Annotated in this window: 17 protein-coding genes; all 17 read left to right on the top strand. The window is 72.6% G+C overall.

Features of this window, described 5'->3' with window-relative positions:
- Positions 1-56 precede the first annotated feature (56 nt).
- Positions 57-1,475: an SCO6881 family protein gene (locus ACF9IK_RS30700; RefSeq protein WP_395297318.1), complete on the top strand. Its 1,419-nt coding sequence runs from the start codon at positions 57-59 to the stop codon at positions 1,473-1,475.
- A gap of 136 nt (positions 1,476-1,611) precedes the next feature.
- Positions 1,612-3,069, top strand: coding sequence for an SCO6880 family protein (locus tag ACF9IK_RS30695; RefSeq protein ID WP_395298725.1), 1,458 nt, complete (start codon positions 1,612-1,614; stop codon positions 3,067-3,069).
- Between the two features lie 17 nt (positions 3,070-3,086).
- Positions 3,087-3,518, top strand: a complete 432-nt coding sequence (locus ACF9IK_RS30690; RefSeq protein WP_395297317.1) for a DUF6238 family protein — start codon at positions 3,087-3,089, stop codon at positions 3,516-3,518.
- A gap of 28 nt (positions 3,519-3,546) precedes the next feature.
- Positions 3,547-5,076: an ATP-binding protein gene (locus tag ACF9IK_RS30685; RefSeq protein WP_395297316.1), complete on the top strand. Its 1,530-nt coding sequence runs from the start codon at positions 3,547-3,549 to the stop codon at positions 5,074-5,076.
- Between the two features lie 48 nt (positions 5,077-5,124).
- Positions 5,125-5,952 carry a ParB N-terminal domain-containing protein gene (locus ACF9IK_RS30680; protein ID WP_395297315.1) on the top strand — a complete coding sequence of 276 codons (828 nt, stop codon included), beginning with the start codon at positions 5,125-5,127 and terminating at the stop codon, positions 5,950-5,952.
- Positions 5,949-6,458 (top strand): hypothetical protein, encoded by a 510-nt coding sequence (locus ACF9IK_RS30675; protein ID WP_395297314.1) that lies wholly within the window; start codon positions 5,949-5,951, stop codon positions 6,456-6,458. Before ACF9IK_RS30680 ends, ACF9IK_RS30675 begins: the two co-directional genes overlap by 4 nt.
- 47 nt (positions 6,459-6,505) lie before the next feature.
- Entirely contained in the window at positions 6,506-7,162 is a 657-nt protein-coding gene (locus ACF9IK_RS30670) for a hypothetical protein (protein ID WP_395297313.1), read from the top strand.
- A gap of 35 nt (positions 7,163-7,197) precedes the next feature.
- Positions 7,198-7,860, top strand: coding sequence for a hypothetical protein (locus ACF9IK_RS30665; RefSeq protein WP_395297312.1), 663 nt, complete (start codon positions 7,198-7,200; stop codon positions 7,858-7,860).
- Between the two features lie 127 nt (positions 7,861-7,987).
- Positions 7,988-8,365 (top strand): hypothetical protein, encoded by a 378-nt coding sequence (locus tag ACF9IK_RS30660; protein ID WP_395297311.1) that lies wholly within the window; start codon positions 7,988-7,990, stop codon positions 8,363-8,365.
- Positions 8,362-9,099, top strand: coding sequence for a hypothetical protein (locus ACF9IK_RS30655; protein ID WP_395297310.1), 738 nt, complete (start codon positions 8,362-8,364; stop codon positions 9,097-9,099). The genes ACF9IK_RS30660 and ACF9IK_RS30655 overlap by 4 nt, the downstream gene beginning before the upstream one ends.
- Before the next feature lie 39 nt (positions 9,100-9,138).
- Positions 9,139-10,092 (top strand): hypothetical protein, encoded by a 954-nt coding sequence (locus ACF9IK_RS30650; protein ID WP_395297309.1) that lies wholly within the window; start codon positions 9,139-9,141, stop codon positions 10,090-10,092.
- 198 nt (positions 10,093-10,290) lie between these two features.
- Positions 10,291-11,286, top strand: coding sequence for a hypothetical protein (locus tag ACF9IK_RS30645; RefSeq protein WP_395297308.1), 996 nt, complete (start codon positions 10,291-10,293; stop codon positions 11,284-11,286).
- 19 nt (positions 11,287-11,305) lie between these two features.
- A complete protein-coding gene (locus ACF9IK_RS30640; RefSeq protein ID WP_395297307.1) occupies positions 11,306-11,803 on the top strand; it encodes a hypothetical protein in 498 nt (165 codons plus the stop codon).
- Positions 11,804-11,824: 21 nt separating this feature from the next.
- On the top strand, positions 11,825-12,301 hold the full coding sequence (locus ACF9IK_RS30635) for a hypothetical protein (protein WP_395297306.1): 477 nt from the start codon (positions 11,825-11,827) through the stop codon (positions 12,299-12,301).
- On the top strand, positions 12,298-13,143 hold the full coding sequence (locus tag ACF9IK_RS30630; RefSeq protein ID WP_395297305.1) for a hypothetical protein: 846 nt from the start codon (positions 12,298-12,300) through the stop codon (positions 13,141-13,143). The genes ACF9IK_RS30635 and ACF9IK_RS30630 overlap by 4 nt, the downstream gene beginning before the upstream one ends.
- A gap of 17 nt (positions 13,144-13,160) precedes the next feature.
- Positions 13,161-13,559, top strand: coding sequence for a hypothetical protein (locus ACF9IK_RS30625; protein WP_395297304.1), 399 nt, complete (start codon positions 13,161-13,163; stop codon positions 13,557-13,559).
- Positions 13,560-13,815: 256 nt separating this feature from the next.
- On the top strand, positions 13,816-14,046 hold the full coding sequence (locus ACF9IK_RS30620) for a hypothetical protein (RefSeq protein WP_395297303.1): 231 nt from the start codon (positions 13,816-13,818) through the stop codon (positions 14,044-14,046).
- Positions 14,047-14,181: the final 135 nt, after the last annotated feature.

The following is a 14,181-nucleotide window of genomic DNA, read 5'->3' as shown; positions in this document are numbered from 1 at the left end:
CCCGTCTCTTACTTGAGGAGGAGACCATCGGTTTCTGTGATCTTCCGGGTTCGGGGTTGCTCTGCGACGTCGTCGTCGGCGGAGTATCCGACTCCATCACCGAGAGCATCGGCAACTGGATCGCCAAGAGCTGCGGCGACCTCGCGAAGAGCGCCGTGGACCTGGCCAGCCGCGCCGTCGACAAGACCACCAACGTCGACCTGAGCGCCGACTGGTTCCGCAGCAACTACGCGCTCATCCTGCCGATCGCGCTGACGATGATCGTGATGACGTTCATCCTGCAGCTGATCAGAGCCGCCTGGCGGCGCGACGGCCAAGCCCTCGGCCAAGCCGTCACCGCCACCGTCAGCAGCATCTTCTTCGCCCTGACCGCGATCACCTTCACCGGCGTGGCCCTGGTCGTGGTCGACGCGCTGTCCCGCGGCCTGTTCACCGTGGCCAACGCCAGCATGGACGACGCGGTGCGCCGCCTCGTCAAGGTGTCGATGATCTCGATCACGTCGCCGCTGGGCTGGGCCATACCCGCCCTGGTCGCGCTCGGCTGCGCCGTCGGCGCGATTCTCTACTGGGGCATGATGATCTTCCGTAAGGTGTCGATCCTCGTGCTCGTGATCCTGGCCCCCTTCGCTGCGGCCGGCGGCCCGTGGGAGCCGACCCGCGACTGGCGGCGGCGATGGATCGAGGCGACCGCCACCGTGGTCTTCTCCAAGTTGGTCGTGACGATCATCATGCTCGTCGGCGTCTCCGCGATCGGCAACAGCGACACCAAGGACGGCATCCAGGCGCTGAGCGACATCATCGCCGGCCTCGTCGTCATGGCCCTGGTCCTTCTGGCCCCCTTCATGATCTACAAGTTCATCCACTGGGCTGGCGACGGCCAGTCGCACGACCTGCACCGCTCCACCGCTGCCGGACTCCAGACTGCCGGCGCCGCGGCCAAGAAGGGCGGGCAGATGGCCATGACCGCGGGCTCCGACGGAGCAGCGGCCGGGGCGGGCATGGCCGGCGGCAGTCCCGCCGGGCCCTCCCAGGTCCCTGGCATGCAGTCCATCGGCACGGGGCAGGGCGGCGGGGGAGGTGGCGGGCCCGAGGGTCCGAGCACCGACACCCTGGCCAAGGCGACGCCCACCTCGTTCCGCTACGGCGGGCCCCAGCGTTCCGGCGGCGGCGACGGCGGCGTGCCACTGGTCAGCCGACCCGCCACCGACCGGACCGACGGCGACCAGGGTCGTGCCCTCATCACTCGCGCTGGCGCACCCGGTACATCCTCGGGCGCCCCAGCGGCTTCCGGTGGGTTGGGTCCGGCCGCAGCCGCCCATGCCGCGTCGGGTTCGCCGGGATTGTCCACACCGGGTGCCTCGCCGGCTGGAGGCAGCGGCCCGGCCTTCGACCCGGTGATCGCCCAGTCCTCCGGCCCGACCGCAACCGGTTCCGGCCAGCGGTTCACCTTTCCCCAGCGCACGCCGTCCGCCTGACGGCCCGCCGGTCCACGCGCGGCCCCGCGCTTCCCTCCGCACCCCGCCGGCAGAGACAGTTCTGCCCCCTCCCGGCCACGCCGCCGGGAGGGCCCCGGGTCGCCCTCCCGCCCCCGCACCAAGAGAGCACTTCCTCCTGAGCACCAGCGAGACCCCCGCCACCATCAAGTTCCCCGCCAGAAGCCGCCGGGGCATCCTCCTCGGCCTGACCCTCCCGCAGCTTGTGCTCACCGCGATCGGTGGCGCCGTCCTGCTCGCCGTGCTGATGACGGCCGGCATCGTCGGGGCGCTCACCCTCACGCCCCTGTGGGTGCTGATGGCCATCGCCGTCGTCGTCCGAATACGCGGCCGGTCGCTGGCCGAGTGGGCGCCGATCGCCGTGCGCTACTGGCTGCGGCGCACCCGCGGCCAGCTGATCTGGCTGGCCCGCCCCTCGACCCGGCCCCGCGTCGAGGGCCTGCTCCACCTGCCCGGCACCGCCGCCTCGTTGCGCGCCGTCACCTCCCCCGACGGCCGGCTCGGCGCGGTCCACGACCAGCAGCAGGGCACCCTCACTGCCGTCACCCGCGTCAGCAGCCGCGCGTTCGCCCTGCTCGACCCCTCGACCCAGTCCAGCAACGTCACCGGCTGGGGAAGGGCGTTGGCCGCCCTGTCACGCTCGGGGCAGATCGCCCGCATCCAGGTGATGGAGCGCACCGTTCCCGACTCGGGCGACGCCCTCCAGCGGTACTGGCTCGAGCACGGCCAGCCCTCCACCCCGGTCGCAGGTCCGATCTACGAGGACCTCCTGGCCGCCTCCGGACCGGCCGCCGCCCCGCACGAGGCGTACATTGCCATCGCCCTGGACCTGCGCGAGGCACGCCGCCTGATCAACCAGGCCGGCGGCGGACTCACCGGCGCCTTCGCGGTCCTCGCCCAGCTCACTGCCTCCCTCGACCAGTCCATCAGAGGCGCCGGACTCACCCCCGGCGGCTGGCTCACCGCAGGCGAGATCGCCGCCACCGTGCGCACCGCCTACGACCCGGCCGTCCTCGGCGCACTGGAGCGCTGGTCCGACTCCGGCCGCCCCGAGGCCGACATCGCCGCCGCCGGCCCCGTCGTCCTCGTCGAGGAGCCGGAGAAGATCCGCACCGACAGCGCACACCACGCCGTCTTCTGGATCGAGCAGTGGCCCCGCACCGAGACCAGCGCGGGCTTCCTCCACCAGCTCCTGTACTCCTCCGGCGTGCGGCGCACCCTCTCGCTGCTCTACACCCCGCAGCACCTGGACGCCGCGCTCAAGGACGTCCAACGCAAGAAGGCCACGATCATCTCCGACGCCGCCGAGCGCGTACGCCGCGGCCAGGTCGACTCCGAGGCCGACACCGTCGAGTACCAGGACGTCAAGCAGCGCGAGCTGCAGCTGATCGCCGGCCACGCCGACGTAGCGATGACCGGCCTGCTCGTCGTCAGCGCCGACGACGCCGACCAGCTCAGCGCCGCCTGCGCCCAGGTCGAGACCGCCGCCGTAGCCGCCCTGATCGACCTGCGCCGCCTCAGCCTCCAGCAGGCCGAGGCCTTCACCGCCGCCGCCCTCCCGCTGGCCCGCCTTTGACCATCGAAGGGCTCCCCATGCACGACGCGCCGAACCTGATCGGGTTCGCCACCGCCTCCCTCTCCTGCCACCGCGACACCGAGCTCACCAGCACCCAGCCGCTGACCCGCGCGGAACTCGACGCGCTCCACGAGCACGCCGTCGCCATGCACCTGCTCCTCGACCAGGCCACCGTCCGCACGCGCGCCCACGTGGCCGCCGAGGGCAACGAGCTCCACAACGCCCGCATCAGGATGTGGCAGGTCAGCGAGCATCTGCACGCCGCGTACCACGCCGCCCCGCGTGCCGACGGACGCCTGCCCACCCGCGAGGCCTGCGCCACCCGGCTCCCCGAAGGGGCCCCGGATCTGACGATCTGCCAGCGCCACCTCAAGGCCTCCACCCGGGTCCGGCACTTCACCACACCCACCGACCTGCACGCACCCGCCCCCGGCATGATCCGCCGCTGACCGGCAGCCGAGAGAGGCCCACCAGCCCTTGCGAATTCGCACCAGCACCAGCGCCAGCGCGCTGTTCACCCCTGCCCGCGGCGACCGCAGCAAGCGCCGCCAGGCACGCCGCGACCTCGTCGCCGCCCAGCGCGAGGCCCGCCTCGCCGACCGGCCCGACGCCCGCACCGTCACCGCCGTCGACGAACTCGACGCCCGGCCTGTCTACCCGGGCGCCGGCCGCCCCGGCCCCGCCTCCGCCCGCGGCGGCAAGCTCCGCCTCCCCGCCCACCGCATGACCACCGCCGTCGCGGCCGGGGCATTCCCCTTCCTCGCGGAGGGCGGCCTCGGCTCCGGAGGCATGTACATCGGCCGAGACGTCCACGCAGAAGCCGGATTCTGCTTCGACCCGTTCGAGCTGTACGGGAAGGTCGAGGGCTTCACCAACCCCAACGTCCTGCTGGCCGGAGTCATCGGCATGGGCAAGAGCGCGCTCGCCAAGTCCCTTGCCCTGCGCAGCATCGCCCACGGCTACAAGGTCTACGTCCCCTGCGACCCCAAGGGCGAGTGGACGGGCGTGGCCGAGGCCCTCGGCGGGCGCACCATCGCGCTCGGCCCCGGGATGCGAGGCAGGCTCAACCCCCTGGATGCGCCGACCGCGCCGGTCGGCGCCGACCCGGCGGACTGGGCGACCGAGGTCCGCAAGCGCCGCCTGCTACTCCTGGCGAGCCTGGCCCGCACCGTGCTCCACCGCGACCTCGCTCCGATGGAGCACACCGCCCTCGACATCGCACTCGACGAGGTCGTCGCCGACGCCGAGCGCACCGGCCGCGTCCCTCTGCTCGGCGATGTCGCCTCGATGCTCGGCAAGGCCAGCCGCCTCGACGACGCCCTCGGCGACCCGGCCCGCCGCCTCGGCGCCGCCGCCGAGGACCTCGCCCACGCGCTGCGCCGTCTCGTCCAGGGCGACCTGGCCGGCATGTTCGACGCCCCTTCGACCGTCGAGTTCGACCCGCAGGCGCCGATGCTGAGCATCGACCTGTCCCAGCTCGGCTCGGCCGGCGACGACACCGGCCTGATCCTGGCCATGACCTGCGCCTCCGCCTGGATGGAAGCCGCACTGTCCGACCCAGGCGGCGGGCGACGCTGGGTCATCTACGACGAGGCATGGCGCCTCCTGCGCCACCTCCCACTGCTGGAACGCATGCAGGCCCAGTGGAAGCTCAGCCGCGGCCTCGGCATCGCCAACGTCCTGGTCATCCACCGCCTCTCCGACCTCCTGTCGGCCGGCGACGCCGGCTCCCGAGGCCGAGCCCTGGCCGAGGGCCTGCTCACCGACTGCGCGACCCGGATCATCTACCGCCAGGAACCAGACCAGCTCGCGGCAACCGCAAGCCTGCTGGGACTGACCGGAGTTGAGACCCAAGCCATCGCCGCGCTGACCCGCGGCCGAGGGCTCTACAAGATCGCCGGGCGGAGCTTCGTGGTGCAGCACCTGCTCCACCCCGCCGAGCGCCACCTCTACGACACCGACAGTCGCATGAAGGCCGGCCCCCGAGAACTGTCACCCACGACGTAGCGGTCGGTGTCCCACACCGGGCTGCGCTGCCACCCATCCCATCAACTCTTGGACACCATCATCGAGCTCCACCCCACCGCCGACACCTTCCCCATGCTCGACAACGACGAGCTACTGGCCCTCGCCGAGGACATCAAGAAGCACGGCCAGTACCACCCCATCATGCTGGACGACCACGGCCGCCTCCTCGACGGGCGCAACCGCCTTCGCGCATGTGAAATCGCCGGTGTCGAGCCGAAGTTCGCCACCTACGACGGCCCCGACCCGGACGCTTTCACGCTCTCGGTCAACATCCGTCGACGCAACCTGACCAAGGGCCAGATCGCCATGGTCGCCGCCAAGGCGTGTTCGGCGGCTGAACACGAGGGCCGTTCAGCGGGTGAACTCTCCGCTCGTTCAGTCAGTGAACAGGCCGGCGTCTCCCTCGGGAGGATCGGTCAGGCCCTGACCGTCGTCCGGCATGCCTCCGATCTCGTGGACCAGGTGATCAGCGGCGCCATGGGTCTGGACGAGGCGTACAAGACCGCCCGGGAGAACAAGGCCAAGGCCGAGTCCGTGGAGTCCCAGCTCGCCCGCCTTCGCGAAGAGGATCCGGAGTTGGCGGACAAGGTCGTCGAGGGCGAGCTGAGCCTTCCGGCTGCGTGGGCAGAGCGGAAGGAGCGGGCGGAGGAGGAGGTCCGGCAGCGCCGGGTGGCCACCCAGTTCCTGTGCGAGGTGGTGCCACCGCTCGCGCAAGCCCGCGGCACCGACACCGTGAAGCTCTACGACCAGCAGTTCATGCTGACCGGCCGGGCGATCACCAGCGAGGTGATCGAGCAGGCGATGGCGGCCCTGGCCGAGATGGCCGAGGCGTGGCGGGAGCGTGATGCCGCGTGAGCGCAATCGCCGAAGTGCGGCTGTGGGAGATCGTCGAGGAGGCCGCCCGTACTGTCACCGACGAGACCGGGCGCTTCCGCAAGGGCGATCTCGAATCGGAGGTCCGCAAGCGCCTCTCCGGCGCCGATCTTGAAGCCCACGTCCAGGCCGCTGCCCTCGACAAGTTGGCCCACGGCCTGGTGCGTGGCTTCGGCGAGCGCCGCAGCCCCAATCCTCGCCGTCGCTCGGGGATGTTCCACCCCCGCGGCATCCTCAAGCTGGGCTCGGGGATCTGGGTGTGGATGGAACTCGCGACGCCCACCGACCTCCTGGAATGGGGCCGGCTGTCCACGCGGAACCTCGCCCGGGTTGCGCGTGCCGAGGCCGACCGGCAGGACTACGTCGCCGAGCGCCTCGACGCCTTCCGGCTGCACAACGGCCTCCTGCTCGGCCAGCTGGAGCGGATCGTGTTCGGCTACATCCACGACGCGCAGTCCAGCCCGGACCTCGACGCCGACGAGGAGTAGCCGCGTCGCCCGTCTTCCCCGCACCGACTACTCCCGACCGGAGGACCGTGCCCTCACCCACCATCACCATTGCCGTCGACCCAACGCTCGACGCGGTCGCCGCCATGCCCGTCGACCGCTCCAGCCGCCAGCGGCTGGAGCAGGCCGGCTTCGTCCGCGACGACATGTCGGGGCTGCACAGGCTCCGACGAGACACCGCCGAGTCGACAGCGCCGAGGATCATCGCCGACGCCACCCGCCTGCTCACCACGGCTGGCTACAACGTGCTGCGCCTCTACTCGAAGGAAGAGCAGTTCCAGGCCGTCGACCCCGCCAAGGAGCCCGGTCCCATGCTGACCCGCGAGCCGGGAACGATCTGGAGGCACCACGTGGCCTCGGACATCGCGGCGGGCCACCTGGTTGTCCACGCGCGCCGCAGCGAAGCGGCCGGCACGACCAGCTTCCTGGCCAGCTACTCCGAACACGGCGACGCGGTGATCCTCGCGACCGAGGGCGCCGGCTTCTTCGGCGTCTCGCGGTACCCGGATCTCGACTCCGCGAAGGCCGCGCTCGAGTGGCCGACAACGCCGAGCCTGCCGCCGGCCCCGTCCCGACGCGCGGCAGCTTCCTCCCGCACCGCGACCGCCGCGATCTCGCCCGCGGCCCTCCCCGTCGACCACGCGGACCATTCGCCCGCCGCAGCGGGCACCAGCCGCTCGCGCTGACGGCCCGGCCGACCTCCCCCTTCTCCTCGCCCCTTGTGGAGGGCCCTCTGTCTACTCGCTCGGTCATCGCCCGTCCCACCGATTCCGGCGGCTACACCGGCATCTACTGCCACTACGACGGCTACCCCAGCCACCAGCTGCCCCTGCTGCTGACCGCCTACCAGCACCGCTTCTCCGGCGACGTCGAGGCCATGGCCGGTCACCTCATCGACGCTCCGGTCATCGGCTGGTCGGTCCTCGGCAACGACCTACTCGACGGCGCCCCCGAGAGGCTGCGTACCGCTTTGGCCGCCTGGGACGATCCCAGCAAGCAGCTGGACGCCCGCGGCATCATCACCCCGGACGGCTCCCCACCTGCCAAGGACATCGTCACCCACGACGACACCGGCTGGCTGGACTGGGGGTATGTCCTGCATCCGCACGGCATCGAGGTGATCAACCTGTACGCGTACGAGCGCGGGCCGGTAGTCCCCTGGGACACCGATCCGGGTTCCCGCTTCAGCGACGAGGCCCACCTCTGGTCACGGGACGGGCGGCTGCCGCTTCAGCCCCCGCCGCCCACTGCCGCCGCGGCGGCACGGGCCAGCTCGGGCGGGATTCGCTCCGCCTCCGCGCAGCCCGCCAGCACGGCCAACCTCGATCAGGCTCCCGCCACGGTCGTCGCCGCCACGTCGGCTGCCGCCAGCCGGGCGCGCTGATCACCCATCCCACCGCCGTTCCGGCTTCCCGCCCTTGCGGCTCCGCTGCAGCCGCGGCTCAGCACCTACGCCCGGCTCGCGCCCGGACGACCCGCCCCCTTCACGCCCCGCTCCCTGGAGTTGCCCCTTGCCCGCTTCGCTCACCCGCCTGGACTCCCGCGTCGAGGCGGCTCTCGGCACCAGCATCGCCGCCCTCAACGCCGAGGATGCCCGCCTGACCGCCCAGGCCGCGCGCGTGCTGGACGCCCACCGCGCGCTGACGAAGGCCGAGACCGCCGTCGCGTTCGAGCGTGTGCGCCTGCTGATCTGCGCCGACCGCCAGCGCAGGGTCGACGCCCAGCTGCTCGCCGACCTGTCCGACCAGCTGGAGATCCTGGAGGACGCCGCAGCCGCCCGCGACCAGGCCGAGGCCGACCTGCTGGCCCGCATCAAGGAGGCACAGCACCGCCTGCCGGCCACCACCGCGCCCGCCCCGGCAGCGGCCGTTCCCGCCCGGTGCCGGTGACCGTCCGCCGTCGCGAAGTCCTGAGCTTCGGCTGGGATTTCGACTGGGGCGAGTTCGTCATCGCCCCGCGCCACCTCGAGCCTGCCATCGAAGGGATCCTCGACGAGGCCGGCTTCTGGTACCGGGCCGAGCCTCTCGGGGCCTGGCACATGCACCGGTCGGTTCCGATGTTCGAGCAGGCCGATGCCGCGGCAGCCGCCGTCGGTCTGCTCGTAGCCGCCGGCGAGCAGGTGCGCAACTGGCACGCGCCGCACCAGCGTTCGGCCGACGTGGTCCGCCACTACGCCTGGCTCACCTCCGATGGCCCGTTCCCGGACGCCGCGGCGACCGCGCGGACGGCCCGTGCCGAGGCCGACAGCAGGTTGAGCCGGCTGCTCTCGCAGGACTCGCGAGTGGTCACCGAGATGATCGCGCGGGGGGAGCTGCTGGTGGAGGCGCGGCGGACGTTCGACGAGGACGAGTGGATGATCGCCTCCGAGCGCGGCCGGCCGGACCATTACCTGGAGCTGCGCCACCATCTCCCCACCGCGCAGACGTTCGTCACTGGCGACGCTCCCGAATCCTTCGCGGGTCACGTCCGGCGGACCTTCCGGCAGCTCATTCTGCGCGAGACCCGGCCGCCGACGTCCGCGCGTGTGCGCGCCGCCGCCCTGCCCCGACGGGCCTTCGCCCCGGGACAGTCGCGCGAGGCTGCCAGCCCGGCCCCGACGGCCGCGCCCGGCCGGCGGCGCTGACCACCTTCGTTTACCCACTTCACCAAGCGAGGACCCTCCTTGTCCGACATCTCCTTCGGGCCGGGCCCGGACGGTGCCATCAGCGCCCGGCTCGGGCCCGAGGCTCCCGACAGCGCTCACCGGCTCCTTCAGCAGAACGGCGCCAGCCGCGGCGTCGGCGCCGGGGAGTACCTGTTCAGCGGACCGGATGCCGTCGCCCGGGCCGCCCAGGCCGCGTATCTCCTCACGGCGGGCAAGCCGGACAGCACCACCGTGCCGGTTCCCTCCCGTCACCTGCCCGTAGACGGAGCCGACGTGGTCTTCGCGAGGCACCCAGCCGACGGGATCGTCGCGGCGACCGCGACCGACTCCACCGAAGGCCTGGTGCCCGACGTCCTGCGCCAGTGCGGCTTCCGCTACGACGGCTCGGCGCCCGACCGAGACATCTACCTGCCGCCCGACGGCGTGAACGAGCGGCAGGCTCTGGTGGCGGCGGCCCGGGCCAGCCTGGTCCTGCAGGGCCTGGGCCTTCAGGTCGCCACCGTCGGACTCGCCACGCCGCCGGCCTCCGCGGACCGGCTCGCCGAAGCCGCCGAGGACCTGGCCCTCGAAACGGTCAACCTGCGCAGCCTCACCGACAGCCGCGACGTGGCAGACGTACTGGACGTCGCCCTCGACCCGAAGACAGGGGCGCTGCCGAACCTCATCGAACTGCTCGACTCCACACAGGCGTTCATCGCCCAGCTGCCCCCGGATCAGGGCGAGATCCTCGGCGCCCAAGTGGGCATCGCCCGACTCCAGGCGACCGCCATGGTCGAAAACCTGGCCGCCGTCCAGTCCGGCCTGACCGACCTCGCTACCGCCGTCGCGGCGCCGATCGCCACGACGCGCAGCATTCGCGCCACCGCGGCGAGCGCCGTCAGCGCCCTCGGGGTGCCCGCCGGCCCGATCATCCAGGCCGCGCCCGCTGCCCACACGGTGTCCACCGCCCCCTCCACCGCCGTCACGCTCTAGGAGAGCCGCATCCCCGACAGCCCCACCATCCGCATCGTCCGCCACCCCCAGCACGGTGTCGCCGCCACCGGCCTGGAGCACACCACCTACCGGCAGCGGCGCCTGCTGGCCGACTACGGCTTCACCCCCATCCCCGGCACCGGCGACTACGCATTCACCGGCGAAACCGACAGCCTGATCCTCCACGCCCGCCAGACGGTGGCGGCCCTGCGCGCCACCGGTGCCGAGGTCCGCCCGGACCCGGGATTCGAGTACGACGCCCACCCGGGCTACCCCTCCCCCTCTTCGGTCGCCGCAGGACTCGGCACGAAGATCGTCACCCCCGGCACCCCGATGGCCCCGCCGGCCCCCGCGGCGGCCGGGCGCACCGACGTGGCCGTGGGCAGCCACCCCGACCACGGCATCACCGCCACCAACACCAGCAACAGCCCGGACGCCGCCCGGATCCTGGCGAAGGCCGGCTTCTACCGGATGCCCGACCATCCGACGCTCTTCGCCCTGACCAGGCAGGAGGCGGGCGGCATCGAGCGGGCCACGGACACCGTCGCGCGGCTTCGCGCGGCCGGGCTGAGTGTCGCGGCGGACGCCGCGTACGACCCGGAACACACCCCCGACAATCCCGGTGACCTGTTCAACACCCGTCTGATCAAGGTCGCCGCCGATCCGCCCGCCAAAGCCGAGGTGGTGGAGGATCCGTTCGCCACACGGATCTTCCCAGTGGTGAAGCAGGACCCGGAGCGCACCGATGCGCCGGCGGTCGGGCTGGATCCGTTCGCCACTCAGTTGCACCCGGCTCCCGCGCAGGCCTCGCAGGACAGCCGGATGGGCGCGTTGCTGAGCAACCGGCAGGACACCCTCGTCGCGGTCGAGGAGATCCTGGCCGGGCTCTCCCAGCAGTTGCGCGACGACCCCCAGGCGCTGGATCCCGAGCAGGTGTCGGCGGTGCTGGAGCAGACGCAGACCACCCTCGGTGGCGTCCGCCGCGACCTGGAGACGATCTCCGCCGCGGCCCCCGCCCGCGTGGGACAGCCCGTCCAGGCCTCCCGGCCAGCCGTCTCGCCCACGCTCGGCGCCCGCGCCCGGGCAGCCACCACCACGAGCCTGCGCCTTGGCCGGGTCACCGCCGCCCAGCCCGTCGAAGCCGCTGCCCAGCCGGTCGACCCCCGCCTGGCCTACAGCATCCACACCCGCTGACCACTCGAAGGACCACCTCTTGGCCGTCAATACCCGATGGACCGTCACCCACTCCTGTGGGCACGAGGTCGAGCACGACCTCACCAACCGCCCGGCCGACCGCCGCGCCGGCTACGCCCGCTGGCTCGCAGGGCGGGACTGCACAGACTGCTGGCGCACCCAGCGAGACGGCAACCGTGACGAGGAGCGTGCCGTGTGGATCGCCGCCCGCCGCGCCGAGGAGCAGGAGGCCGCCACGGAGTGGGCCGCGCAGTACGGCATGCCGCCGCTGTCCGGGCCCGCGACGATCCTCGCCTGGGGCGAGCGCTGCCGCCACCAGCTCGTGACCACCGCCTACCAGAAGCTCGTGACCGAGGGCGACGTCACCGAGGAGCAGTGGCAGGCGATCGAGGAGCGGGCTCGCACTGTCGACCGCGCCGGATGGTGGGTGGACCAGCGCGAGGCCGCACCGGGCGACCTGCCCGAGCTGCTCGACGCGGCCACCGACGCCGACCGCAGCACTGAGAACCCGTTCTAACGCGGAAGGCCCGCACCAGACTTGAGCCTGATCACCGCCCTCTCCCACAGCCAGCCCGACGACGGCGAAAGTTCCCGCGTCGCCGCCTGGGCGGTTCGCCGCCTGAGTGACTCCCTCGTCGCCAGCGCCCTGCCCAGCGACATCGCACGCCCGCTGGTCCTGCTGGAGCCCTTGCTCCACGAAGTCGAGGAGGCCCTGCGGCTGGCCGCCGAGACAACCAGCAGCGCCAGCACCAGTCCGGCCGCTCGCGGCGCGGCCGAGCAGCTGGGGCAGGCCAGCGCCACCGTCGTCCTGCTGCGGCTGCACCTGGAGCAGATCACCACCCGGCTGCATGGCTACGGCACGGATTTCCCTGCCGACAGCGTCGTGCGTTCTCCTCGGGCCGCCGCCGCCCAGCGCACCGTGCCCGAGGCCGGATTTGCTCCGCGCTCCGCACGACCCGCGGCGGCATCAGCAGGCGTGCCGACCGCCACGGCCGGCACCACGGTGCGGCGGTGACCGAGCCGGTCCGTATCAGCCCCGGGGCCTTCGGCTATGCCGAGGTGCACGGGGCGGACCAGGCCGCACTTGCCCTGCTGGCGCCGCTCGGTTTCGCTCCACCGCGCAACGCCCCGCATCCGGTCTCCCTCCACTCCCTCGAAGGCCCGCTCACCCGGCTGGCCCTGGTCGACGAGGGCGCCGGCCGCCTCGAGCGCGCCGGCTACGCCGTCGAGGTCGATCCGCAGCTGCGAATCTCCCCCTCGGGGGAACAGGCGCTGGAGATCCTCGGCGAACTGAGCACCCTGCTCGGTGAACTGGCAGACGTCATCGCCGAGATGGACGACTTCCAGGACGTCGCGGCTGTGGCCGGCCAGATGGTCGTCGGCCGGGACAACCTGGTGGATGCCGTCGGCGCCGTCTTCACGGCGGGAGCAGAAGCCGCCCGGCACGCGCACGGATTCCCGTACGAGCGCGGGGAGGTCGCCTCCTGGTTCCAGACCGGGGCCGACGCTGCCGTCCGCATGTCAGCGCTTGCCGCCTCCACGCCGCACCCCCCGCCGACCGACCCGCTCGCGGCCCGCGCCAGCGCCGCCCGCGCCCAGTCACCGGCTGCGCGCACCACCACTGGCCCGCCCGTCAGCGCCACCCCGACCACAGCCGTCCACAGCTCCGATCCCGTCACGCACCACACTGGCCCGCCCGTCAGCGCCACCCCGACCACAGCCGTCCACAGCTCCGATCCCGTCACGCACCACACTGGCCCGCCCGTCAGCGCCACCCCGACCACAGCCGTCCACAGCTCCGATCCCGTCACGCACCAGCCCGCGCTGCCGCCCCCAGTGCCCGGCCGGGCCCGGTAGCCACCCCGAAGGAGACCATGCCCCCGAAGCCCCTGCACGTTCAGGCCACCGAAGCCCTGCGCGAAGTCGCCGACCAGATCCGCAGCGCCTCCGGCCCCGCCGAGGTCGCCGCCCTGGTGGAGGAGATCGTCCGCGACGGCGGCACGTTGGAGGCGCTGTCCGACGCGGTCGCCACCGCAAGCCGGTGGGTCAAGGACCGGCCCGGCGGCGGATACCTGTGGCAGCCGCTCGGCCTGGCCGCGGATGAGATCTGGCAGGCCGGCGCCGACCTCACCGAACTGCCCCCGCAGCTTCGCGCCCTGGCCGGCCACCCGGCCCGAATCCGCTCGGCTGCGGTCCGAAGCATCGGCACCGCCTCCACCGCGCAGTCCCCGGCGCAGCCCCCACCCGCAACCTCCGCGCGCCACACGCGCTGAACCCCACACCACCAGGAGAAGCCCCATCAGCCTGAACCGCGAACACGTCTTCTGGGAGTCGAGCGCCGGCACCTGGTCCGTCGGCTTCTACGCCTTCGAGTACACCAAGGACTCCAGCCACCCGGACTTCGACCACGAGTGGGACGTCGAGTACCTCGACAGCTTCTGGTGGGTCTCCACCGGCCACCCGAGCGTGGACGACGCCGACGCGGCATACCTCCGCAGCGAGCCCAACCACGGTGGCGGCGGAGAAATCGTGGCATGGCTGCCCGAGAACGCGCAGCGCATCGCCGAACTCGACCAGCTCGCAGCCGAGTACGCCGCCACCCACGGGGCCGCGCGGTTCTCCGCGCAGCCCGCGTGGTCCCTGCCGTCCAGCCGCTCTACCGCGGCGGGCCGGACACCGCCGCGTCCCCCGTTCTCCCGACCCGCCTCCGCCGAGTCGGCGTACTGGAGCAGCGCGGCCGGTCGGGCACGCGGGCGCTGACGAAGGTCCTCCCCTGATTCCTTCCATCACGCGTTATGCGAGCACCCGCGACCTGCTCGTCTCCGCCCAGCACCACGTCCTGCGCCTGCCTGGCCACCCGCGCGTGAGCGTCATCGGCGCCTGGCGCGGGATCTC

It is taken from the genome of Kitasatospora hibisci, assembly GCF_043950205.1.
Lineage (GTDB): Bacteria > Actinomycetota > Actinomycetes > Streptomycetales > Streptomycetaceae > Kitasatospora > Kitasatospora hibisci.
Note: the sequence above shows the minus strand (reverse complement) of the source record. Positions and strands in the feature narration are given on the sequence as shown.